General features: G+C 51.5%; 21 protein-coding genes. 12 read left to right on the top strand and 9 right to left on the bottom strand.

The genetic code is table 11. The annotated features are described in order from the left end of the window. The first annotated feature begins 168 nt into the window (after positions 1-168). The 5 genes from BUB30_RS22985 to BUB30_RS22965 all read left to right on the top strand — a co-directional run bounded on the left by BUB30_RS22985 (position 169) and on the right by BUB30_RS22965 (position 6,115). Complete coding sequence (locus BUB30_RS22985; protein WP_073138612.1) at positions 169-1,542, top strand: SGNH/GDSL hydrolase family protein; 1,374 nt, start codon at positions 169-171, stop codon at positions 1,540-1,542. Positions 1,543-1,544: 2 nt separating this feature from the next. Beyond that, positions 1,545-2,807 (top strand): GDSL-type esterase/lipase family protein, encoded by a 1,263-nt coding sequence (locus BUB30_RS22980; RefSeq protein ID WP_073138610.1) that lies wholly within the window; start codon positions 1,545-1,547, stop codon positions 2,805-2,807. Beyond that, positions 2,785-4,251, top strand: a complete 1,467-nt coding sequence (locus tag BUB30_RS22975) for an MBOAT family O-acyltransferase (protein ID WP_073138607.1) — start codon at positions 2,785-2,787, stop codon at positions 4,249-4,251. Before BUB30_RS22980 ends, BUB30_RS22975 begins: the two co-directional genes overlap by 23 nt. Positions 4,252-4,358: 107 nt before the next feature. Beyond that, entirely contained in the window at positions 4,359-5,033 is a 675-nt protein-coding gene (locus BUB30_RS22970) for a hypothetical protein (protein WP_084138319.1), read from the top strand. 383 nt (positions 5,034-5,416) lie between these two features. Beyond that, a complete protein-coding gene (locus BUB30_RS22965; protein ID WP_143165044.1) occupies positions 5,417-6,115 on the top strand; it encodes a hypothetical protein in 699 nt (232 codons plus the stop codon). A gap of 55 nt (positions 6,116-6,170) precedes the next feature. On the opposite strand, the gene BUB30_RS22960 is transcribed toward BUB30_RS22965, so the two are convergent. From BUB30_RS22960 to BUB30_RS22950, 3 genes are read right to left on the bottom strand one after another with little or no spacing between them, the layout of a single operon-like run. Then, positions 6,171-6,875: a LamG domain-containing protein gene (locus BUB30_RS22960; RefSeq protein WP_073138602.1), complete on the bottom strand. Its 705-nt coding sequence runs from the start codon at positions 6,873-6,875 to the stop codon at positions 6,171-6,173. A gap of 7 nt (positions 6,876-6,882) precedes the next feature. Continuing rightward, positions 6,883-7,224 (bottom strand): cupin domain-containing protein, encoded by a 342-nt coding sequence (locus BUB30_RS22955; protein WP_073138600.1) that lies wholly within the window; start codon positions 7,222-7,224, stop codon positions 6,883-6,885. 2 nt (positions 7,225-7,226) lie between these two features. Beyond that, positions 7,227-8,426 (bottom strand): DUF4861 domain-containing protein, encoded by a 1,200-nt coding sequence (locus BUB30_RS22950; protein WP_084138318.1) that lies wholly within the window; start codon positions 8,424-8,426, stop codon positions 7,227-7,229. A 215-nt stretch (positions 8,427-8,641) separates the two neighbouring features. Between BUB30_RS22950 and kduI the strand changes: the two genes are divergently transcribed. Continuing rightward, complete coding sequence (kduI, locus tag BUB30_RS22945) at positions 8,642-9,472, top strand: 5-dehydro-4-deoxy-D-glucuronate isomerase (protein WP_073138598.1); 831 nt, start codon at positions 8,642-8,644, stop codon at positions 9,470-9,472. A 184-nt stretch (positions 9,473-9,656) separates the two neighbouring features. Here the strand turns inward: kduI and rseP are convergent, their stop codons facing one another. From rseP to BUB30_RS22930, 3 genes are read right to left on the bottom strand one after another with little or no spacing between them, the layout of a single operon-like run. Beyond that, entirely contained in the window at positions 9,657-11,012 is a 1,356-nt protein-coding gene (rseP, locus tag BUB30_RS22940; RefSeq protein ID WP_073138596.1) for an RIP metalloprotease RseP, read from the bottom strand. 46 nt (positions 11,013-11,058) lie between these two features. Then, complete coding sequence (locus BUB30_RS22935; RefSeq protein WP_073138594.1) at positions 11,059-12,228, bottom strand: 1-deoxy-D-xylulose-5-phosphate reductoisomerase; 1,170 nt, start codon at positions 12,226-12,228, stop codon at positions 11,059-11,061. A gap of 27 nt (positions 12,229-12,255) precedes the next feature. Then, positions 12,256-13,746, bottom strand: coding sequence for a GH3 auxin-responsive promoter family protein (locus tag BUB30_RS22930; RefSeq protein WP_073138592.1), 1,491 nt, complete (start codon positions 13,744-13,746; stop codon positions 12,256-12,258). A gap of 178 nt (positions 13,747-13,924) precedes the next feature. Between BUB30_RS22930 and BUB30_RS22925 the strand changes: the two genes are divergently transcribed. Then, the gene (locus BUB30_RS22925) at positions 13,925-15,373 is read left to right on the top strand and encodes a S1C family serine protease (RefSeq protein ID WP_073138590.1); all 1,449 of its coding nucleotides are present in this window, start codon (positions 13,925-13,927) and stop codon (positions 15,371-15,373) included. Positions 15,374-15,881: 508 nt separating this feature from the next. Here the strand turns inward: BUB30_RS22925 and BUB30_RS22920 are convergent. Next, complete coding sequence (locus BUB30_RS22920; RefSeq protein ID WP_073138588.1) at positions 15,882-17,234, bottom strand: 3-keto-disaccharide hydrolase; 1,353 nt, start codon at positions 17,232-17,234, stop codon at positions 15,882-15,884. Between the two features lie 171 nt (positions 17,235-17,405). Between BUB30_RS22920 and BUB30_RS22915 the strand changes: the two genes are divergently transcribed. Next, positions 17,406-17,939 carry an NUDIX hydrolase gene (locus tag BUB30_RS22915; RefSeq protein WP_073138586.1) on the top strand — a complete coding sequence of 178 codons (534 nt, stop codon included), beginning with the start codon at positions 17,406-17,408 and terminating at the stop codon, positions 17,937-17,939. On the opposite strand, the gene BUB30_RS35255 is transcribed toward BUB30_RS22915, so the two are convergent. Next, on the bottom strand, positions 17,931-18,092 hold the full coding sequence (locus BUB30_RS35255; protein WP_178377175.1) for a hypothetical protein: 162 nt from the start codon (positions 18,090-18,092) through the stop codon (positions 17,931-17,933). The genes BUB30_RS22915 and BUB30_RS35255 overlap by 9 nt on opposite strands. 96 nt (positions 18,093-18,188) lie before the next feature. Next, positions 18,189-19,094: a serine hydrolase gene (locus BUB30_RS22910; RefSeq protein WP_073138584.1), complete on the bottom strand. Its 906-nt coding sequence runs from the start codon at positions 19,092-19,094 to the stop codon at positions 18,189-18,191. A 314-nt stretch (positions 19,095-19,408) separates the two neighbouring features. Here BUB30_RS22910 and BUB30_RS22905 point away from each other — a divergent pair, with 314 nt between their 5' ends. The 4 genes from BUB30_RS22905 to BUB30_RS22890 are packed head-to-tail and all read left to right on the top strand — an operon-like array spanning position 19,409 to position 23,440. Then, a complete protein-coding gene (locus BUB30_RS22905) occupies positions 19,409-20,365 on the top strand; it encodes an L-threonylcarbamoyladenylate synthase (protein WP_073138581.1) in 957 nt (318 codons plus the stop codon). Positions 20,366-20,424: 59 nt separating this feature from the next. Further along, the gene (locus tag BUB30_RS22900; protein ID WP_073138578.1) at positions 20,425-21,519 is read left to right on the top strand and encodes a 6-phosphofructokinase; all 1,095 of its coding nucleotides are present in this window, start codon (positions 20,425-20,427) and stop codon (positions 21,517-21,519) included. A 14-nt stretch (positions 21,520-21,533) separates the two neighbouring features. After that, the gene (locus BUB30_RS22895; RefSeq protein ID WP_073138575.1) at positions 21,534-22,490 is read left to right on the top strand and encodes a threonine ammonia-lyase; all 957 of its coding nucleotides are present in this window, start codon (positions 21,534-21,536) and stop codon (positions 22,488-22,490) included. Positions 22,491-22,507: 17 nt separating this feature from the next. After that, positions 22,508-23,440: a TlpA family protein disulfide reductase gene (locus tag BUB30_RS22890; RefSeq protein WP_143165043.1), complete on the top strand. Its 933-nt coding sequence runs from the start codon at positions 22,508-22,510 to the stop codon at positions 23,438-23,440. The last annotated feature ends 174 nt before the right edge of the window (positions 23,441-23,614 follow it).

The following is a 23,614-nucleotide window of genomic DNA, read 5'->3' as shown; positions in this document are numbered from 1 at the left end:
TACTCCGGTAATCCTTTCGGCGTAAAGACTGAATACTATACCGTCCCGGGTCAGCGTTGATCCTTTGCTGAAGCCCACTCCCGCAAGCAGGAGTGCGTATTTTTACTAATTTTGCCGGAATACTTTTTAGAGCCCGGCGATCCGGCTTCATTTTTTTAACCTTCTTCTGTGACTCGGAATAAACTGCATTACGTTTTCGGTCTCTGCCTGCTGGTCATCGGCTTCCTGCTGATCCTGTCGCGGGTAAAGCCTTTTGCGATCGGTGCATGGAAGGTCAAGAACGTCGACCCGCTTGCCGACATCCGCGTGACCGAGCCCGACACGGCCTTCGCGGAGTTGGATTCCCTGCAACGCGACTCCACCTTCCAGAAAGTGGACTCGCTGGCGAAGGTGGCGCGAAAGGGTTGTCCTGTCGGGATCACTTGTATCGAAGATTATTCCCCCGACAGCACCGGGATCCGGAATTTTGTCAGGGCGCTGAGTCATATCAAGGAGAAGCACAACGCTGTGCGCATTGCGTTCTATGGTGATTCCTTTATCGAAGGCGATGTGTTTTGCGGAAGCTTGCGCGATACGCTGCAGTCTGTCTTTGGAGGCGAGGGTGTTGGCTATGTCCCGCTCACGTCGGAAGTCGCGGGCTTTCGCACGACGATCAAGCATCAATTTGAAAATTGGAAAACCTACTCGCTGATCAGCAAGAAAGATTCCACCGTGACGGTTGAACTGGGACCGGTGGGGTTCAGCTTTGTGCCGCAGGAAGAGAACTGGGTGGAATACAAACCTACACACCATCGTTTTTTGAAGACCTTCAATACCGTCAAACTTTATTATAAGAATCAAGGGCACGCCAGCGTGGAGTACACCTTGAACGACACGATCACTTCCACCGAAGAATTAAAGACCTCCGACAAGCTCCAGGAATGGACACACAAAGGCAAAAACATCGAAGCCGTGCGCCTCGCGTTTCTTCAACCGGACAGCCTGAATTTGTTTGGTGCAAGCTTCGAGGCACGCGAGGGTGTTTATGTCGACAATTTTTCCATGCGTGGAAATTCCGGTATCGGCCTCTACAAGATCGACGACGCGATGTACACGGATTTCAACCGCTATCGCGATTACAAATTGATCATCCTGCAATATGGCCTGAACGTGGTGCTGGAAGATTCGATGAACTATGGCCGGTATGCACACGGCATGATCAAAGTGGTGAACAAGTTAAAGAGCGTTTATCCCAAGGCGAGCATTTTACTGATGAGCGTCAGCGACCGCAGTTCGAACACGAGCGGTGAATACAAAACCATGAAAGCCATCCCCATCATGCGCAATGCCCAGCGCCTGGTTGCCGAGCGCACCGGCATTGTTTTTTGGGATTTGTATGAAGCCATGGGTGGAGAGAACAGCATGGTGAAAATGACGGAGGGCAAACCTGCGCTGGCCGCCAAGGACTACACGCACCTCAACTTCAAAGGCGGCCGGAGGCTTTCGGGCAGGATGGCCAAAAGTCTTCTCTACGAATTGGAAAAGTATAATAAAAAGAAATAAGCATGATCGTCGCCTCACCCAAAACCAGCAAACACGCCGTCGCGATGACGCTGTTGCTGCTATGGGCGATGACACATCAAGCCCACGGCCAGGCCACGGTCAACTTCACGTTCCCCTCCTATGACCTCGCAGACGACACGGCCAATCTCATCCAAAACGCAGATTACCTCGACAGTTTTTTTGAGTCGCTGATCCAGTTGAAAACCACCGGGCGTGGCAAAGTGAACATCATTCACCTGGGCGACTCACACATCCAGGCCGATTTCATTACCGATGTGGTGCGTCGTAATTTTCAAAACGATTTTGGGAACGCCGGCCGGGGCCTCATCGTGCCGGGTCGTGTGGCGGGCACAAACGAACCCAACAACATCCGCACAGGATCGACCACCGCCTGGAAAGCCAAACGCTGCACCTACCCCGAGCAGCCGCTGCCGATTGGCATCGGGGGCATTACCGTGAACACGGAAGAATCCGATGCAAGCATCTCCATAAAAGTAGACAACACGTTGAACGATTACAGTTTTAGTTCGGTCACCTTGTTCTTTCAAAAAGATCCCAGCAGCTACAGTTTCTCCGTGAACGATGTTACGGGCCAGGAGTTGGGCATCACCGGACCCTACGAAGAAGGGATGGCAAACGTGTCGCACATCGAGTTGAACAATTGTGTCGACCAGGTATCCATCCAGGCCGTAAAATCAAACGACGATCAAAAACAAGCAACCCTTTTCGGAATCGAATTGGAGAATGGCAACGATGGTGTGTTGTATCATGCCATCGGCGTGAACGGCGCCAAGTACAAGCACTACAATGCGGCCGTTCACTTTGCCAAACAGACTGCGGCGCTTAAGCCCGATCTTTTTATCATCGCCCTGGGCACGAACGAATCGGTAGAGTACCCCTACCTGGACCCTACCCTGCTCTATCACATCGACAAGCTCGTGCAGTCGTTGAGAGAAGTCAATCCCGAGACAAAATTTATCCTGGTCACGCCCCCGGATGCGTTTCGCAAAAAGGTGAAACCCAATCCCGGTGTGGAGAAGATCCGGAACCAGATCATTCAATATGCAGTGGAAAACGGGCTCGCCTTTTGGGACTTCTACAAAGTAGCCGGCGGCAAACACTCCGCAGCCAAGTGGCGGGCAAAAGGCATACTCCGACCCGACGGCATTCACTTCACCAAAGAAGGCTATGCATACCAGGGAAATTTATTATACGAAGCATTTATAAAAACCTACAATCGCTATGTTGGGCTTCGACATCCATAAGCTGGCGGAGCAATTCGCCTATCACGCCGACGAGCCGCTGTTGTTCAACAGCGGGTTCTTCCTGTTTTTGTTTACGGGGTTTATTTGGGTCTACATCATCCTCAGCCCTATGCAGCGGCCGAAGCTGATCTTTGTCACGCTTTTCTCTCTGTACTTCTACTATAAATCGAGCGGTGGCTATTTCGTGCTGCTCATTTTTGCAGCCGTCGTGGATTTTACGCTGGCCAAATGGATTCACGCCAGTACCGATCCCTGGCGGCGAAAATTCTTCATCGTCGTGACGTTGCTCATCAACTTGGGTCTGCTGGGTTATTTCAAATACAGTAACCTGCTGTACGAGTCATTTTGCTTTGTCGCCGGCAAGCCTTTCGAGCCGTTGGATATCTTTCTGCCGGTCGGTGTCTCGTTCTTCACCTTTCAGTCGCTGAGCTATACGCTCGATGTGTACCGTGGCACGCTGAAGCCTGTGGATCATCTTGTCGACTACGCTTTCTTTGTGTCGTTCTTTCCCCAACTGGTAGCAGGCCCCATTGTGCGCGCGGCAGATTTCATCCCGCAGATCTATAAGCCGACGATTGTTACCCGGGAAATGCTGGGCCGCGCCATCTTCCTGATCGGCTGTGGGCTTTTCAAAAAGGCCGTGATCGCCGATTACATCAGTGTCAATTTTGTCGATCGCGTGTTCGACGCCCCCGCTTTATACACCGGTCTTGAAAATCTTTTTGCGGTGTATGGCTACGCTCTGCAGATCTATTGCGACTTCTCGGGCTATTCCGACATGGCCATCGGCATCGCTTTGTTGTTAGGTTTTCATTTCAACATCAACTTCGATTCGCCTTACCAGTCCAGGAACATCATAGAGTTTTGGCGGCGGTGGCACATTTCGCTGTCGTCGTGGCTGCGCGACTATCTGTACATTTCGTTGGGTGGCAACCGCAAAGGAAAACTTCGCACGTATCTCAATCTTATGATCACGATGCTGCTTGGCGGCTTGTGGCACGGTGCGTCGTGGCGTTTCCTCATTTGGGGTGGACTGCATGGCGGCGCCCTTGCATTTCACAAATACATCACCGAACGCGTCGACCTCTCCTGGCGTGGCTGGCGCATTGCCGGCGTGGTCATCACGTTTCATTTTGTTTGCTTCTGCTGGATCTTCTTCCGCGCGCCCGACCTCGACACCGTAGGTCAAATGCTGGCACAGATCGTCACCCATTTCAAACCGCAAATTTTCTTCGACTTTATTGCCGGTTATAAGGGCGTGGTCTTGCTTATGTTGTTAGGTTATGCCCTGCATTTCATGCCGAAGCGATTCGAATTTAGCGCCGAAGAAATCATTACCCGTCTGCCGCTTGTCGGGCAAGCCGCGTGCCTTACTGCCGTGATTGTGTTGGTGTTGCAGATGAAAATGGCGGGGGTGCAGCCGTTTATCTACTTTCAATTTTAAATCAGGAGTAAGAAGTAAGAAAGCGGGCAACGCCACATCTTACACCGCGTCGAATCTGCATAATTGCATATATTCACACGTAGCTGTCATTTTGACGAACGAATCCAATGATCAAACCGACAATAGTTTTAATGCTAGGAATTTTTGCATGTAGTCCTTCTAAGGATCCCCGCGACACGGTGGTCATTACCCAATCGGATATTGACAGTACGCTAGTCTCTTCCCACACCACAACAATCTTAGGAGAGGAATATAGAGGCTTTGGAACAAGCGAACAGAAACTATTTGTATTGAATTCGAAAGGAGACACAGTAGTTAGCCAGTCCGACATGTACTTTGATTTTGAGTTTCGCGATTTTGATGGCGACAGCTTAAAAGACATTGTCGTACACGAGTTAAGCAACACTCCCTCCGTCCAGGATTTACTTTTGTTCGACAGGGCAAAAATGACCTTCACCATGGTGAAGGGATTTAACAACTTTCCCGATCCCCAACCCATTGAAGGGACAGGCTATTATTACTCGTATCATCGCAGTGGTTGTGCCGACAATTTTTGGAACAGTGACTTATTTTACATTGCCAATTTCAAGACACAACGGGTAGCTAATATTTCAGGAAATGAATGTAGTGGTGAAATGGGGATAGTTGTGTCCAAAGTAAAGGATGAACAAAAGAAAATAGTTGAGAAATTTCCATTGGACATTTTGGAAAAATACCACGATCGTAAATGGGGATTCATTGCCGATTATTGGGCCAAAAATTATTCAAAGTTTATAAAATGACAGTCAACAAAAAAACAAGGCGTATAAATTAACGCCACCCTCGTTGCTGGAGTTCTTCTCCAACAACACCTCAACGCCAAAACGCTAATGGCGCTTCCTATATTTACGCTACCCATGACGCATGTAAGTGTTTATGTAACATTGGAAATTGTCTTATGAAAATCAACTGGCTGCTATTTCTCATCCTCCTTTGTTCACCCCATTCGATATATGGACAGATTGAGCCCTGTGAATGTTGCTCGTATACGTCTCTAAAATTTAAGATTGACTATGAGCCCCTTTTTCCGCACAACAAAATTCAAAATGGGAACATCCACGGCGTGACGGTTTTCACGCAGGGAACCGACTTACCTTCGAAAGAAAAGACTGACAGGTATCGGGAGATGAAGTTCAACTTTGACAACAAAGGACAAGTTGTCTCCAGGACAGAATATAACCGGGAAGGCAATCCTTCCCTTTATGAATTTGACAGAAATTCTTCCGGAAACATCGTGAAGCAAACGTTCACGTATCTTGACAGCCTGGAGCAAAAAAACACCAGTTTTTCATCCGAAATCACTGACTATACTTATGACTCCAAAAATAGGTTAGTCAAAAGCAAAGAACGCGACGGGAAGGGCAACGCCTTGGCAGACGAGCAGTCAGATTACTCAGCATTTGCCTATGACAGTAAGGACAGGCTAGTAAAGGAGATAAGGCAGTATTACGATCCCGGCGCAGGTCACGAAAACTCTGTATACACCACAACATTTAAATATGTGGATGACAAACTGACTGGTCAATCCCAAACCTATGAGAATAAAAGACTATTCCTCACCACAAAGCTTAAATACAACAGAACATGGAAACTCTTAAGAGTGGATGACTACAACAACTTAACAAATCGTCCTTCGACCAAGACGATCTATCAATATGATGCAATGGACCGATTAGTTTATTATGCCACCAGCGGTTCATTTAGTGAATGTCCGGACGGAGGAACCTATAACGAGGCCTACGAGTATGACGACAAAGGACTTCTATTGCGGATCACGCATTCGTACGGCGACAAACGATGTGTGATGACGTTTGAGTACCATTGACTTTGCCCAGCAGCGCCGTTGTTGGAGTTCTTTTCCAACAACATTTTCTAAAGGATTATTTCTTCTCCTCAAACACCGTTGTCCCCTTCTTCTCCACATCCTTTGCCCAAATCCTGATGTTATCGATCTTCCCACTATCATCAAACGACCCAAAGCCAACATAACCCTTCCCGAACGTCGTATCCTTCGCCTCCTCCACTAAAGTGCCATCGAAGAACACTTTGATAGTACCTTCCTCAATGTTCCGCTCCACCCGCACTTTATGCCACACATTTTGACCCCATGCCACACCTTGCGTGGTGAACGTGCTGATGTTGGTTCGCGGCGCGTTGTTCACCAGCATGATCTGGTGTGCGTTCGGGTCCATAGCCGTGGCAATGTGCGTGTAGTAGAAATGGGATGGATCATTGAATCCAAAGATGATGCACATGTCGCGGTGCCCATACTCACGTCCCGTCTGCAACATATCCACCTCGAGCACAAAGCTTCCCACCTGGAGCGTCGACAGCAAGCCGATGGTGTGTGGCGATCGAAACGGAGGCGTATAACCATCGCTGATGCCGGTGAACTCCAACGCCATGCCCTTGTCTTCTTTGCTCAACAACCATTTGACGGGTTGCGTGAACCGAAAATCCTTCAGCGCCTTATCTGAATTGAAGTCTTGCTTGTAGACTTCTTTATATCCCTTTGGAATTTCTTGCGCAACCAAGGAAGCGGTGACGAAGAACAGGCAGAGTGCCGGAATGCAGATGCGTTTCATAGTATTTTTATTTTGGTAAAAAATCTTTTCTGATGGGGTTAAAACTATCGATGATCCTTCCCTTCTCCGAAAGGAGTTGAATTTTATGTTGCTTGCCGGAAGGCACACTGAACATGTCGCCGGCTTTTAATCGCTGATCGGGTTCACCTTCACAAAAAAAGATAAGCTCACCGGAGACGACATAGGTAATTTGTTCATGCACGTGATGATGCGGTGGTTCAGGCTCCGGCCAAGGCCCTTTGTCAAAGTCGATCACCACCATCATGAGGTCGTTGGTGTGGATCAACCTTCGTTGAACTCCGTCCCTTACGGGGACGGCGGGCACATGATCGGCTTTCAGAACAGGCATGGCTATTTTTTGATGTATTTTATTTTTACTGGTGAAGCCAATCGCTGCGACATCTCCGTGAGATAGGCCGTCCATTTTTCAAACGCATCGAAGCGACCGGCTTTCTTCCATCCAAAACCATTGTAGTAAGTCACTTTGCCATCGATGGGCTTCGCCACCACATACAAATGACTCAGATCTTTTTTCTCCGTACGGAATTCCTGGAAGCGGATCACATCCTGCGGATTGATGATCACACCCGTGCCCAGATAGGAATCGTCGAGCGGCTCCCAATAGCTGGTCCAGCCGTGGATGGAGTCGGTCTTGGTCTCCCCTTTCTTGTCGTGAAGCGTGATGCCGATCGTGACATTGGGAAGCGGCGCCGACGTGCTGAGACTCACTTCAACCTTACTCATCTGCGTGCCCAGGTCGATGGTGATCCGTTTGGTCTCGTTCACCGTGACGTCGTCCACTTTCCAGGGCGCATAGGTGAGTTCGAAGAGCGTCCGGAGTGGGCCATTCGCAAGGCGCTTGTAGGTCGTGAAATTTTTTGAAACATAGAGTGAGTCATTTTTCCAAACACCGATACCACCATTCCCGCGGCTGGCGCCCACGTGGTAGTTGTCCAATCCCTCGCCGTCGTCGTGGTGATAGGTGCCACCGGTCTCGCCCTTTTTATACCATTTGTTGATGATGGGATAGTCAACACGCTTCAGCCAGCAATCTATTCCGCTGGAAAGCGTTCCCCCCGGTTGATTCTCGTCTACGAGGCGCTGCGCTTCGGGGCCATAGGTGCGAAAGGCCACGCGGTCGTTTTCCCAGGCGTAGTCGTCGATGCGTTCAGGTACAAACCGGGCATAGGTTCCCTGGGTTGTAGTGGTGTCGCTCGTTTTTTCCGTCCTTTCAACAGACACGGTTTGGGTTTCTTTTGGCTTCAGGGTGGCCTGAAAAATGATCTCTTCCGGCTTTCCGTCGCCATCCTCATCCAACTCCTGGCTGGGCAGGATATTTCCTTGCGCATCCTTCATCTGGAGATGCGCATTTTTATAAAGAGAAGAATCCAGCAGGTGCAGGTTCAGGGAGATCATTTCGGTGCGCTCCAGGTCCAGTTCGTTGGAGAGTTCGATGGCGGCTCCGGGCTTGCTGCAGGAAGCCATCGCGATGCATCCGGCGGTCAGCAGGACATAAGGCTTCAACTTTGTTTTTAGAGGAGTTTCTTTCATGTCGAAGAGACGTTCGGCGCTTACAGGTTTTATGCAAAGGATTTACATGTTATCAACTTATTCGCATAATGAAAAGCAAATCGTTCATTTTCTGCCGGAATCCGTTTTGTACGGTCGCACAGGCATCACACCTTAGCGCTTTTCACCCGCATTGCTCGAGGCTAAAACCATCATTTTAAATTTACAGTATATTGCATCCCTCACGACTCGATCTTATGAAACACGAAATCCGCTACGCCATCCATCCCGACGCCGTAAAAACATTTCAAACCCAGCAACTTCGCGAAGCCTTTCTCGTGGAGAACCTCTTCCCCGAAAATGAGCTGAGGGTTTGCTACACGCACTACGACCGCCTGATCATCGGCGGCGCCAACCCCGCCACAGCCCCGATCCAACTCACAACGTTCAACGCCCTCAAGGCCGACTTCTTCCTGCAACGCCGCGAGATCGGCATCATCAACGTGGGAGGCAAGGGCACCGTGACCGTCGACGACATGGACTATCCGCTCGCGAACAAAGAAGCGCTCTACATCGGCCGGGGCACCCGCGAAGTGACCTTCCAGCCCGGCGCCGACAAACCGCTTTACTATTTTAACTCCGCCCCTGCACATACCACCTATCCGCGACGCAAGGTCACCTTAGAAGAGGCAGAGACCGTCACCATTGGCGGACCCGAAACATCCAACCACCGCACCATACGCAAGCTGTTGGTGAATAGCGTGCTGGAAACCTGCCAACTCCAAATGGGACTAACCGAATTAAAAACCGGAAGCGTCTGGAACACCATGCCGCCACACGTACACGACCGGCGGATGGAGGCTTACTTTTATTTTGATCTTCCACCCAACCAGGTAGTTTGTCATTTCATGGGTGAGCCTGCAGAGACCAGGCATTTGTTTGTGAAGAACCATCAGGCGGTGATCTCGCCGCCCTGGTCGATTCATAGTGGAGCGGGAACGAGCAGCTATACTTTCATCTGGGGAATGGCGGGGGAGAATTTGGATTATGGAGATATGGATGCGGTGGCGCCGGGGGAACTGCGGTGAGTCAGGAGCCAGAAGCCAGGAGCCAGGAGCCAGAATTTTTAGGAGATAGAATTCAGGAGACAGAAGTCTTTAGGAGTCAGAATTCAGGAGACAGGATTTTGGTGTCGGTGATTCAGGCGTCATAAAAAAAAGAAACCGGCGAGCTTGTAACGCGCCGGTTTCTTTTTTTATGGCAACTGAGCTTTTAGGTGGAGCTCTTTTCGGTTTTGTCTTTGGATGAAGGGATCTTCTTGATGATGTCGTTGGCGAAGATGAAGACCATGAGGGCCAGGAGGAAGACCATGCCTACTTTTTGGGCGGTCTCCAGGAATTTGTCGGAGGGTTTGCGGCGGGAGATGATCTCGTAGGAGAGGAACATCACGTGGCCACCATCCAGGGCTGGGATGGGCAGCAGGTTCATGAACGCCAGAACGAGGGAGAGCATGCCGGTGAGTGACCAGAAGCGCACCCAATCCCATCCGGCATCAAAAGCATCCATGATGCCCAGCGGACCCGACAAGGATTTGTTGACGGACAATTTTCCAGTGATCAATTTGCCAAAGGCTTTCACTTGCGTGAAGAGCATCGAGAAAGCGCGCTCCGTTCCAAGGGGAATGGATTCGCCCAAACCATAGGTCACGGTTTCGAAGAGCGCGGTAGGCCGTTGTGCCTGAAATCCGATCATCGGCTTTTCTGTGTTGAAAGCTTCTTTGAAAGCGAGAATGTTACCATCGCGCGATACTTTGAATTCGATCGAATTGGTTTTTATGTTGCGGATCTCGCGATCAAGCTCATCCTTGTAGGTAATGGGTACACCATTCACCTCCACGATCCTGTCGCCCTTCTTCAGACCTACTTTCTCGGCAATGGTCTTCGGTGCAACCAATTCCACGATGGGAGCGAAACGGAACGTTACAAAATTTCCAGAGCTTCCTTTTTCGCTGAATTCTTCGATGAAATTGGCAGGGATCGGAATGTCTATGCGCTGACCGTCGCGTTCGATGGTGTAGGAGCTTGCGCCGATCAATGTTTCGGGCTTGGTGACGTCATCGGCATACTCGAAGTCCTTGCCGTTAATGGCAACGATCTTGTCGCCCGTTTTCAGACCGAGCGTTTCGCCGATGGGTCCCACCAAAAAACCGCCGTTATCATTCACGGCTTTTTTCAGTACATAGGTGTCGCCATAAACGTATGTGATCCCGATAAAGATGATGATCCCCACCACCACGTTCACAAAGATGCCGCCCAACATCACGATGAGGCGTTGCCATGCGGGTTTGGCGCGGAATTCCCAGGGTTGGGGTGGTAGCTTCATGGCCTCGGTGTCGAGCGACTCGTCGATCATACCCGAGATCTTCACATAGCCACCCAGCGGTATGGCGCTGATGGCGTATTCGGTTTCGCCTTTCTTGAACGACCAAAGTTTTGGAGGAAAGCCGATGGAGAATTGCTCCACGCGCATTTTAAAATATTTCGCCGCCAGCAAGTGCCCCATTTCGTGCACAGCCACCAAAAACGATAAGCTCAGCAGCAGCTGCGGCAATTTTATCATCCATTCCATTCTGTATTCCTCGTGTTAAGTATGTTAAATTCCTTTAATATTCCTGCTAAGACCTGCCATTGAGAAACTCGGATGCCCGGATTCGTGTCTCTTTGTCAGTATTTACGTAATCTTCGTAGCCCGGAGTCTTTATATAATCCATTTTTTGCAGGCATCGTTCCACTACGTCCGGCATCTCCAGAAATCCTATCCGCTCCTTCAAAAATGCTGCCACAGCCACCTCATTGGCAGCGTTGAGCACGCAAGGCATGTTCCCGGCCCGGTTCAGGGCTTCAAACGCCAGCGCAAGATTACGAAAAGTTTCCATATCCGGCTTTTCGAAGGTCAGCGAGGGGTAGTTCAGGAAGTCGAACCGCGGGAAATCGGACTTCAGGCGCTCCGGATACGACATGGCAAACTGGATGGGCAGCCGCATATCGGGCAGCCCCATCTGGGCCTTCATGGACCCATCCTCAAATTGCACCAGGGAATGGACGATCGATTGGGGGTGCACAATCACCTCCACTTGTGCTGTGGTGAGCCCAAAAAGCCATTTTGCCTCGATCACCTCCAGCCCCTTGTTCATGAGCGTGGCCGAATCGATGGTGACTTTCGCGCCCATAGACCAGTTGGGATGCTTCAAGGCCTGCGCCAGGGTCACCCCCTTCAGGTCGTGAGGCTTCTTTCCCCGGAAAGGTCCGCCCGAGGCCGTGAGGATGATCTTTTCGATCTTGTTATGGAATTCGCCAACTATGCATTGAAAAATGGCGGAATGCTCCGAATCCACGGGATAAATGTTCACCCCCTTTTCACGCGCCAGCGAAGTGACGAGTTCACCCGCCACCACCAGCGTCTCCTTGTTGGCCAGGGCGAGCGTCTTGCCGGCTTCGATGGCTTTGATGGTGGGGCGCAATCCGGAGTAGCCCACCAGCGCGGTCAGCACCATGTCGATGGTATCCATCTGCACCACCGAACTCAATGCGTTTTCGCCGGCATATACCTTGATGGGTTCGGTCTTTAATGATTCCCGCACAAACTCGTAGTGCTCCTCATTCACGATGACCACGGCATTGGGCTTGAAACGGCGCGCCTGCTCCACCAGCAACAAGGCATTGTGATGGGCCGTGAGCACCTCCACCTCGAACACATCGGGATGCGACGCCACCACGTCGAGGGCTTGTGTGCCGATGGACCCCGTGGAGCCTAAAATTGCAATTCTCTTTTTATCTGTGGTCAAGCGTAGAGCGGATTAGTCGTGTGGATATTAAAGTTCATTCAACGCGTTCGCGATCTTGCGATCGTTCGACAGGCGGGGCACTTTGTTCTGGCCACCCAGCTTGCCCATAGAACGCATATAGCTGATGAATGCATTTTTTTTCACGTCGCGGATGCGCAGCCTGCTCAGGATGTTCCCGGAGATGAGATCATCGTAATACACATTGAGCTTGCGCAATTGATCGTCGAGTTCCTGCGAGAATGCTTCCAGGTTGTCGGGGGCCTTGGCAAACTCGACGAACCATTCATGGTGTGGCAATCCTTCGCTGGGCGTTACCTCGGGCGCGACGGTGAATTCGATCAACTCTACACCCGGGAATTTTTCCATGGTAAACTTCATGGCCTTCTCCACTTCTTCGCCGATGACGTGTTCGCCGAAAGCGGAAATAAAATGTTTGATACGGCCCGTGACTTCAATGCGATAGGGATTCTTCGAAACAAACTTCACCGTATCACCAATGGAATATCCCCAAAGCCCTGCATTGTTGTTGATGATGACGGCATAATTTTTTCCGACCTCCACCTCTTCGATGCCGAGGCGGCGCGGTTTTTCGTTGAAGTATTCTTCGGTGGGAATAAATTCATAGAAGATGCCGCCGTTCAGCAGCAAGAGCAACCCGGGTTCGCGCTGGGAATCCTGGTAGGCAATAAAACCTTCCGACGCCGGGTAGGTCTCGATGCTGTCTACCGGTTTGCCAATGGAATCGAACAACTTGGCGCGATAGGGTTCGAAATTCACCCCGCCATAGACGAACAGGGAGAAATTGGGAAATACGTCTTTTATTTTCTTGCCCGTGCGGGCCCGGATGCGGTCGAAATACATTTGCGCCCAGGGCGGTATGCCCGAAATGAGACGCATGTCGGCCTTCAGGGTTTCGTCGATGATGCGGTCCAGTTTCTCTTCCCAATCGTCGATACAGTTGGTCTCGTAGCTGGGCTTTTGATTGGTGCGCAAATACGCCGGCACATGGTGGTTGATGATGCCCGACAAGCGCCCGGTTTTGATCCCCGCCTTTTCGTCGAGCACTGGGCTTCCGGAAAGAAAGATGAGACCACCGTCCAGGAATTGGGAGCGGCCGGTTTCGTGTACATAATTCAAAACCGCATCGCGTGAGCTGGTGAACTGGTGCACCACCGATGCTTTGGTCATGGGAATATATTTTATCCCCGACGTCGTGCCCGAGGTTTTGGCGAAGTAGGTGGGCTTTCCCGGCCACAGCACGTCGCGTTCGCCGTGTAGCACCCGCTCGATGTAGGGTTTCAGGTCTTCATAGTCGCGAATGGGCACGCGCTTGCGGAAGTCTTCGTGATTTTTTATCGATTGAAAATCATGATCGCGACCGAACTGCGTGTTGCGCCCTTCGGCAATCAGTTTATCGAATACCCGTTGCTGTGAACGAAAAGGGTCCAGGGACCATTTCCGGGTTTCTGAAGCGATGTAAGCGGCAATCGGTTTTGCCAGGCGAGATCGTATACCCATACCTTGCAAAACTAAATAAATTTGACCGCTCAACCACACTCTCAAATTTCCCCCGCCGTTCAATACCCGGCAGGCGACAAACTTCCGCGTGGATTGGTGCGTTATTGCTAATAATTTGAAACTTTTTGATTTTCGCACCCATCAGACAAAGACGTAAACTTTTCTTTCCTTATAAAAGATGAAAAACGCATTCAAGATCATCCTATTGGGCGCCCTGGCCGGTTTTGGGGGAGCTTTTTTATTTTATATCGGTTTTATCAAACCGGAACTGGCTCAGCGTCAATCGGAAGCACGATTCAACACGGTCAGCTACGATACACCGGCCACTACCTCCCCGGCCACTCCTTCCTATTCCACCTCTCCCACCACAGCCGTAACCCCGATCGACTTTAGCGACGCGGCGGCCAAAGCCACCCAAAGCGTGGTCTACATCAACAGCATTTCGCGCGGGGCCACGTACTCGACGTGGGACTGGTTCTTTGGCGAAGGCACGGGCGGTGGGCGCACACAAGTGAGCAGCGGCTCGGGTGTGATCTTTTCGGCCGATGGCTACATCATCACCAACAACCACGTGATCGAATCGGCCGAACGCATCGAAGTGAACTATAACAAACGCGTTTACCCCGCCGAACTCATCGGCACCAATCCCTCCACCGACCTGGCCGTGATCAAGATCAACGAATCGGGTTTGCCCGCCATAGCGCTGGGCAGTTCAAAAAATCTGCAAGTCGGCGAATGGGTGGTAGCCGTAGGGAATCCTTTTTCGCTGGCCTCCACCGTCACCGCCGGCATCGTGAGCGCAAAAGGACGTCGCATTGGCATCCTGGAGGACAAGTTCCCCATCGAATCGTTCATCCAAACCGACGCCGCCATCAACCCCGGCAACTCGGGTGGAGCGCTGGTGAACAAGAGTGGTGAGCTGGTGGGCATCAACTCCGCTATCCTCAGCCGCACCGGGTCGTACACAGGCTATGCCTTTGCTGTGCCGGTAGACATCGCGCGCAAAGTGTTTGATGATCTCGTGAAATATGGCGTGGTGCAGCAAAGCTTTATCGGTGGCCGCGTGATCGAATATAATTTTGAGAACGCCACCAAATATGATTTAAGCACGACGGTCAAAAATTTCAATGGCGTGCTCCTGGAGAGCATCGAAAAAACAGGGCCCGCCATCAAAGCAGGTCTCAAGCCCGGCGACATCATCACCCGCATCAACAACACGGACGTGAACACACAAAGCGCTTTCGAAGAAGAACTCAGCTACCACTACCCCGGCGACAAGATCTCGCTGACCTACATCCGCGACAACAAGACGTCCACCGCGAACGTCACCCTGGTGAACCTCAACGGCACTACGGACACGATCAAACGCAAAATTTTCACCAACGCCGCCATCGGCGCGCAACTGGAAGCCACACAATACGGCGTGAAAGTCTTCAAGATCAAAGACAACAGCATCTTCAAAAAAATCGGCGTCCCCGAAAACTTCACCATCATCGCAATCAACCGCGTGCGCGTGAAAGAGCCGGAGGAGATTGTAGAGTTCTTTGGAAAGTATAAAGGAGAAGGCTACCTCTTCGGCATCAACAGCTCGCGACAGCAGGTGGAGATTTCTTTTGCCGTGCCGTAATTTTAGCGCGTGTACGCTGTGGAGATGTTGTAGTTCAATGTGACTCGCACGCAATTCTTGTTGGTGAAGAACACCAACAAGGGCGATCCCCCGCCTTTGTTGGTGTTCTTCACCAACAAAACCAGCTGCCAACACACAATCCTCCGGCGAAAAGTGAAACGAGACGATAGTAGTTAGCGCACATTTGGCGGCCCCCCTCGTACCTCGGGTCAGGCTATCCGTTACAAGTCCGCCCATCACCCCAACCCAGCGCACTTCGGGCTTTCCACTTCTATCCTTGGCCGGTCCACCGCATGTCAGTTGTTTCTTGTTTGTGTTCTTCACCAACAAAGGTGAGTCGCCAGCACTAACATACGAGTTCCCTTCTAAACAAATAACCCCGGCCTTTAGGCCGGGGTTAACCAACAACATCGAAAACGTGCCACAGGAAAGATCAGATCGATCTTCACACTTCCTGGCACGAAACGCACGCACCGCCTCGCTCTTCGCACCGGCGGACGCGCGACCCTTACTTCAGTTCCTTTATCTTGATGCTGCGATACGACACATTATCACCATGATCCTGGATCAGGATGCGTCCTTTCTCCGCCATCCCGAAGTTCGGCCACTCTGCATATTTGCTGCGGGCCACGAGCGCATAGAAGATCGGTGTGCCGCGTTGATATTCCACCACTTTATAGCCATTCAACCAGTGCTCTATGCGTCCATCCGGGAAAACCACGACGCGTCCGAAATTCCACTCACCAATCGGGTGCTGACTTCCTTTGGGTTTTAGCGAGGGAATGAGATCATACAACGACGCGATCGTCCGATTCCCCACCGCGCCGAGTTTTGCGTCGGGATGTTTCTCGTCGTCCAGCACCTGGTATTCGAGGCCGATGGCAGACCCTTTGTTGCCTTCTTTTTCGGTCACAAAATATTTCACGCCGCTATTCGCTCCTTCGGTGAGCCGGAATTGAAATTGCAGATCGAAGGCTCCGTATTCTTTTTGGCTCACGATGTCACCGCCGTTTGCCGACTCGGCGCCAGCAGATTTCACGACGCTGAGCAGGCCGTCTTTTATTTCCCATCCGTTGGTGGGGAACTGATCTTTATAAGCACCACGCCAGCCCGTGGTGGTCTTTCCATCCCAAAGCAACGCATAGCCATTCTTTTTTTCTTGTTCCGATAAAGCATTCGGAAGCGTGTTCATCACAAAGATGTTGTCAGGTGGCGAGGCTTTCAAGCCTTCGGTTTGAATACGGATGTTGCGCCAACGCACTTTCTGTCCGGCCTCTTCGGGTTTGCCCACGGCGTGCACTTGCAAGCCGATGAAACCTTTCAAGGTGAGATCGTCAGAAAGATTGGCAGTAGCCACGCCGTTGATCCAGGTGCGAATGACCGGGCCGATGCATTCGATGCGGCACGTGTTCCATTCACCTTTCTTAAAAGCTTTTTTGGCGTCGGGGTTATATTCCAGCGAATAAAGCCAGCCACGTCGCGCCTCATCATAGATGCCGCCGGTCCATGCACGGGCAGAGGGATCGATTTCGGATTGGTAGCCGTGTACGCGGCCGTCCTGGTAGTCGGCTTTGCTCTCGCTTCTGAATTGGATGCCCGAGTTCATATCGGCGTCCAGTTTGAAGTCAAGCTCCAGGATAAAGTCGCCATACGTTGCCTCGGTCACCAAAAAAGAATTGGGTTCATTAAAGACCGTGGTGCCCACGATTTCTCCATTCTCGGCTTTGTACTGGGCCTTGCCGTTCAATTGCTTCCACCCGCTCAGGTCTTTCCCATTGAAAAGTTTCACCCATTTCGCCTGCGCCTGGCAAAACCCGGCCGCGAGAACCATGGCCATCACGGCCAGCATTTTGTTTTTCATATGGAGTACAAGTTTTCGATTTGCATATTTACCGTAAGACGACGTTTCTTTCACTATACCCTTACATGACGGACGGGGAAGATGGATGAGTGGTCACATTCCGGCAGCCTTGGCATTAGACTAGGATGATCGCTGAACAATTCTTCCTACCTTGCCCTGCTAAAATTTGTGATGAACCGCCAGCAACTCATCTCCGCCCTACAGGCTTACGCCTCGTCTGATCCCGATGAAATCGCCTTTGTCCCCCAATTTCTCGAACTGCTGCGTCATGCCGACGCCTACCAGCGCACGCACCTGCCCGGGCACATCACCGGTTCGGCCTGGATCGTAGACACCTCAAGAAAGTTTGTCCTGCTCACGCACCACGCCAAGTTAAACAAATGGCTTCAACCGGGCGGTCATGCCGACGGCGACGAAAATATTTTGCGCGTCGCGCTTCGCGAAGTCAACGAAGAAACGGGCCTTCACCCGCCCGACCTGCCACAACAAAGCCCCTTCGACATCGACATCCATCCTATTCCTGCGCGCCCCGATTTTCCGGAACATCTTCACTATGACGTACGGTTTCTCTTGGTCGCCGATAAAAATGATCCGTTGCTGCTCTCGGAAGAATCGCATGCCCTCGCCTGGGTTCCCTTGACGGAAGTGGCCGCGATCTCTCAAAACAACCGGTCCATGATGCGGATGGTCGACAAGCTACTTTGAGCTCACCAGCAACAGGCCAAACGCCAACACGACGATCCAGTATTTGTAGGGGTTGATGGCCGGGATCAACACCCAATGGAATTGCATGACGAGGGTGAGCAGCACTAGGATCACGGCTGCGACTTTGAGGATAGAACGGGTGCGGTTACTCATAGGATATGACCAGGTTAAAAGGTTTCAATCTAAATCAAATTTCAGAATTCGGATATTACTTTTCGCCGAGGGTCAAATTATTTCAAACAAAAGACATCAATACCAATCTTCGATCTTGTCGGCAGGCTTCCATTGGGAATCGGGCTCGAAATAATTCCACAACAGTCGCGACACTTTGCGCAACAACACATAGCCCTCGTTCGCCGGTGTCCAGCTTTGATCTTCTTGCTTTTTGGTGATCACACAGAAGACATAATCCCCGTGGGGCGCATTGACCAGCACGACTTCGGAGCGCGATTGGTCAACGGCACCTTGTTTGGAGGCGGCCTGTACGTAGGGTGGTATTTGTGAAAGCGCTTCGCTGTCCCAATAGATGCGGACCATGTTCCGGTAGATGCGTTCGCTCGCGCGTGGACTGATGACTTTGCCTTCGCGGATGCGGGTCACCAGTTCTGCCATTTCGCGGGGTGTGGTTTGCCCCCATCCATAGCGCGTGCGGTTGGCTTCGCGGCCGGGTGTTCGCGAGTTTACACGTGTATTTTCAAACCCGTTTTTCTCCAACCAGGCGTTGATGGCGGTGCCTGTGCCGGCGAGGGATTGGCACCAGAGGCTGGCGGTGTTGTCACTCGTGGTGATCATGAGCATCATGACCTTGCTGAGGGCAATCTGCTCTCCGTTTTTAAATGAGCCCAGGATGTCCTCGCCTTCATAAAGCAAGGAGTCTTTATAGGTGAGGGTGCTGTGATAATCGATCTCCCCCCGATCGATACGGTCGAACATCCCTATGGTGATGGGGATCTTTATCATGCTGGCCGTCGGAAAAAGGGTGTCAGCGTTTATGGTGACAGTCTTGCCGGTGCGAAGGTTGCGGACATACACGCCGGCCACGCCTTTGAAGCCCTGCAGCGTTTCCTGCAGTTTGCCGGTGAGCACCTTGTCCTCCTTCTGACCGTATGTCGAAAAGGTGAGCAAACTCATCCAAAAAAGCACGGTATATTTCATGGGGGATATCGTTTCCTTAAAGCGTTGAATAAAATTTTTATTGCAATTCTTTGAGACTAAATTCGCGTCCTCGTTTCGGGCAGAACAAAAGAACATTCCCAAAATTGGCAACCGTTGAACGACAAATTCTTGGTCAACAATAAATTCATGGCTTCCTTTAAACACTGAATTATATTTTTTATAGATTGAAAAAAAAGGACGTCAAATTCTATTTTTCAATAGTTAAAGTATACTAATAAAAGAAGAACAATACTAATTCCCGGCATATAAAAAGGGCGACATCCCTGAATAATATCCGGCTAGCTTTAAACAGAATGGCAGAAATCGGGACCGACATTTTAAAAGCGAAGGCCCTCCTGGAAAACGGAGAACTGGTTGCCATTCCCACCGAAACCGTCTATGGGCTTGCGGGCAATGCGCTGCAGCCGGAAGCGGTAGCAAAGATCTTTAAAGTAAAGGAGCGTCCCGAATTCGATCCGTTGATTGTGCATGTTCCCAACTTTGACCACGTGCAAAAATATGCCGCGGAAATTCCGGCCGGCGCGGCGTTGCTCGCCAAACATTTCTGGCCTGGCCCGCTCACGCTGTTGCTGAAAAAAAAGGACATCATCCCCGACCTCGTAACCTCCGGGCTGGACACCGTTGGCTTGCGTTGTCCCGATCATGCGCTCACCCGCGAACTGCTCTCGTCATTGGGCTTTCCCCTGGCCGCTCCCAGCGCCAATCCCTTTGGCTATGTGAGCCCCACACGCCCCGCGCACGTGAACGATCAATTGGGACAAAAGATCCCCTACATCCTCGACGGCGGACCCTGTGGCGTGGGCATTGAATCTACCATTGTAGGGTTTGAGAAAAACGTTCCCGTCGTCTATCGCATGGGCGGGCTTAGTGTGGAAGCCATCGAGAGCGTGGTAGGCAAAATTATTTTGCAGGCCTATTCGTCTTCAAACCCCAAAACACCGGGCCAGTTAAAAAGCCACTATGCACCCGGCCACAAAGTGGTGATCGGCAAGATCGAAGAATTGCTGCGCCGCTATCCAACCCAGACCTGCGGTTTGCTCACGTTCCAGAAGAACTATCATTTCCCTTATCAATACGTGTTGTCGCCATCGGGCACGCTGGAGGAAGCCGCGCAAAATTTGTTCACCGCGTTGCGCGAATTCGACAAAATGCCCATCGACATCATTCTTTCAGAGCCCGTACCCGACCAGGGCCTGGGCCGCGCCATCAACGACCGCATCCGCCGCGCCGCAGCCACCGACACCCCCTGAAAACCCGTTGTCAACTGTCAACTAATTTTTTTAATATTGACTGCAACAACCGTACTGCCATGTCTAAAAAGATCCTTATCCTCACCGGGGGTGGTGACTGCCCCGGGCTCAACGCCGTCATCCGTGGAATTGCAAAACGTGCCCGCAAGGAGAAAGGCTGGGAAACCTACGGCTGTATCGAAGGGTTCAATGGCGTGTTCAACGAACCGCAGGAACTTGTCCTCCTCACTTCCAAGCGCACCGCCGGCATTCACGTGCGCGGCGGCACGATCCTGAAGACCACCAACAAATCGAATCCCATCAACTTCCCCATGCCGCAGCCCGACGGGACCACAAAGTTTGTGGACCGCTCCGACGAGCTGGTCGCAAAATTGAAAGCCCTTCACTTCGACGCCGTGATCAACATCGGTGGCGACGGCTCCCAAAAAATATCGAAAGTGCTCTTCGACAAAGGCATTCCCGTCATCGGCGTACCCAAGACCATCGACAACGACCTCTCGGCCACCGACATGACCTTTGGCTTTCAAACGGCCGTACAAATTGCAACCGACAGTTTCGACAAACTCGTGACCACCGCCGAAAGCCATCACCGCGTCATGATCATGGAAGTGATGGGCCGCGACGCCGGTTGGATCGCCCTCCACACCGCCATTGCCGGCGGCGCTGAAGTTTGTCTTATTCCTGAAATTCCATACGATGTTCGCAAGCTGGTGAAACGCATTGCACTGCGCTATAAAAAAGGTCGCGGCTTTGTGAACATCGTCATTGCCGAAGGCGCGTGCCCCAAAGCGGGAACCATTCATTCCACGGCAGGCGACAAAGGTTCGGAACACGTTCGGCTGGGCGGTGTGGCTTACCAACTCTCCAAACAATTGAAAGACGCAGGCTGTACAGCGGAGATCCGCGAAACCGTGCTGGGCCACGTGCAGCGCGGTGGAAGCCCCGTAGCGTTCGACCGCGTGTTGGCCACCTTGTTTGGCGTAAAAGCTTTTGAGTTGGTGCTGGAGAAAAAATTCGGCCGCATGGTGGCCTACCAGAACAACAACATCACCTCCGTGACCCTGGAGGAAGCCACGAAGGATTATAATTTTGTGAAAACGGATTCATACCTCGTCAAAGCTGCCAAAGGATTGAACATCAGCTTTGGCGATTGACGCCCCATCGAAGCATGTTAAAAACGCATTACCGCCTTTCGCTGGAGCGCATAGAAAAAGCCGCCGAAAAAATTGACAGCGTCTTTCTTCAAACACCACAATATGTCGACGACGCCTTGAGCCAGGCGCTCGGTGTACGCGTCGTACTGAAAGTAGAGACGCTCAATCCCATTCGTTCGTTCAAGGGCCGCGGTGCCGGCTTGTTGGTTTCGGAGGCGGATCCCCACACGCCACTGCTCTGCGCCAGCGCCGGCAATTTCGGACAGGCCATGGCCTATGCCTGCCGCAAGCGAAACATAAAGCTCACCGTCTACGCCAGCGTCCACGCCAATCCATTAAAGATCGAAAAGATGCGACACTTCGGCGCCGGGGTGATCCTGCACGGCGATGACTTCGACGCGGCGAAGCTGGAAGCAAAACGCGCAGCATCCCAATCCGGCGGACGCTTCGTGGAAGACAGTCTCGACATCGAAACCCTGGAAGGTGCCGCCACCATTGGACTGGAACTATTAAAATTTAACGAACCGATCGATACCCTTTTGATCGCCTTGGGGAACGGCGCCATGGTCAACGGCATCGCCCGGATCTTTAAAGCGCGCAGCCCGGGGACCAAAATCATCGCCGTGCAAGCCCAGGGTGCACCGGCCATGGTGGAGTCGTGGCAACAAAAGAAAATGATCACGCACGAACGCGTCCAAACCATCGCCGACGGTGTGGCCGTACGCATCCCGGTGCAACAAGCCCTGGACGACATGGAAGGACTCGTAGACGACGCGCTGTTGGTAGCGGAAACATCGATACTAAACGCCATGCAACTCATCCACCTCCACACCGGTGTTGTCGTCGAACCCTCGGGAGCCCTCGGCATCGCCGCCTTGCTGGAAAACAAAGATCGTTTCCACGGCAGCACCGTAGCCACCATTCTTTGTGGTGGAAATGTCACCGAAAAACAAATGAACGATTGGCTCTGACGACGCGTATAAAGAACATGAGTGCATTGTACTTCGCTGCGAAAAAAAACACCTGTGTAAAAGTCCTCACCACACTTTGTCTTGGATTTTGGCTGATGACCGGAACGGTTGTTGCCCAGGAAAACCCCGAAGAGCAAGCCCTGCTTCAGGCCCAACGGATGGCCGCAGTCTTCAACAACCGGAACTTTGTCAAGTATACCAACTTCATGGCTCCCGGCGCCTATGGCAACCAGGAAGCGCGAAAGGAAAGATTCGTCGCTTCATTGAAGGAAAATGTACCCGGCGGCGCAGAGATCGTGAACCTCGAACGAGTGGCTTTCAAAACATTCGGCACCTCGCAGCAAATCCTTTTGCTCTCCAAATATGACGGTCAATTTCGTTTCATCGCCGGCATCTCGGACGACGGCGGCGAGCGTTGGTTGTTCACACAGCCCTTGCATCAATCCACGCACTTCGAGATCATCCAGGAAGTCATCCCCTCCTTCGATACTTCCTTTGCTGCGCTCATCGATCCGGGTTTCTACAAGCGTGCGCGCTTCACGTTGGGAAAGCCATTGCCTCCGTTTACGTTCATCGATTTGAAAGGAGATTCCATTACCCTGGACCAACTGAAAGGCAAACGCATCGTGTTAAGCTTTTGGTTGACGGGATGTAAATTCTGTGTAGAGGAGATCCCACAACTGAACGAATTCGTGAAGGCCTCCGACGGGAATACAGCATTCATTGCCCCTGTCTTTTACGCATCAAAAGAATCACTCGAAACCTCGCTGCCCGCGCAAACATTTTTATACACCGTGGTCACACCACGAAACGCTGACGACTACAGCGTCCACTATTTCCCCATGTACATTGTGACCGACGAGAACCACATCGTGGTGTTGAAATTGCAAGGCGATGATCCCGACCACCTGAAAAAAATAAGGGAAGCGTTGGAGAAGCACGGGCGATAGTCTCCCCATTTTTTACATTTTATCGAAGAAGTGGATCACTGCAAATGGCTTGCAGTAGGTCGGTCTATATTTGCTTCCGAACGCACAAACAGTAACCAATCCAAACGTTTTGTGTTTGATCCCTGGACTATTCATTTCACCTCTCCTAATACGTATTCAAAAAAGACCGACACC

Origin of the sequence: Chryseolinea serpens, from assembly GCF_900129725.1 — a bacterium.
In the GTDB taxonomy this organism is placed as follows: domain Bacteria; phylum Bacteroidota; class Bacteroidia; order Cytophagales; family Cyclobacteriaceae; genus Chryseolinea; species Chryseolinea serpens.
The sequence above is the reverse complement of the archived record's forward strand: the minus strand, read 5'-3'. Positions and strand labels throughout refer to the sequence as shown.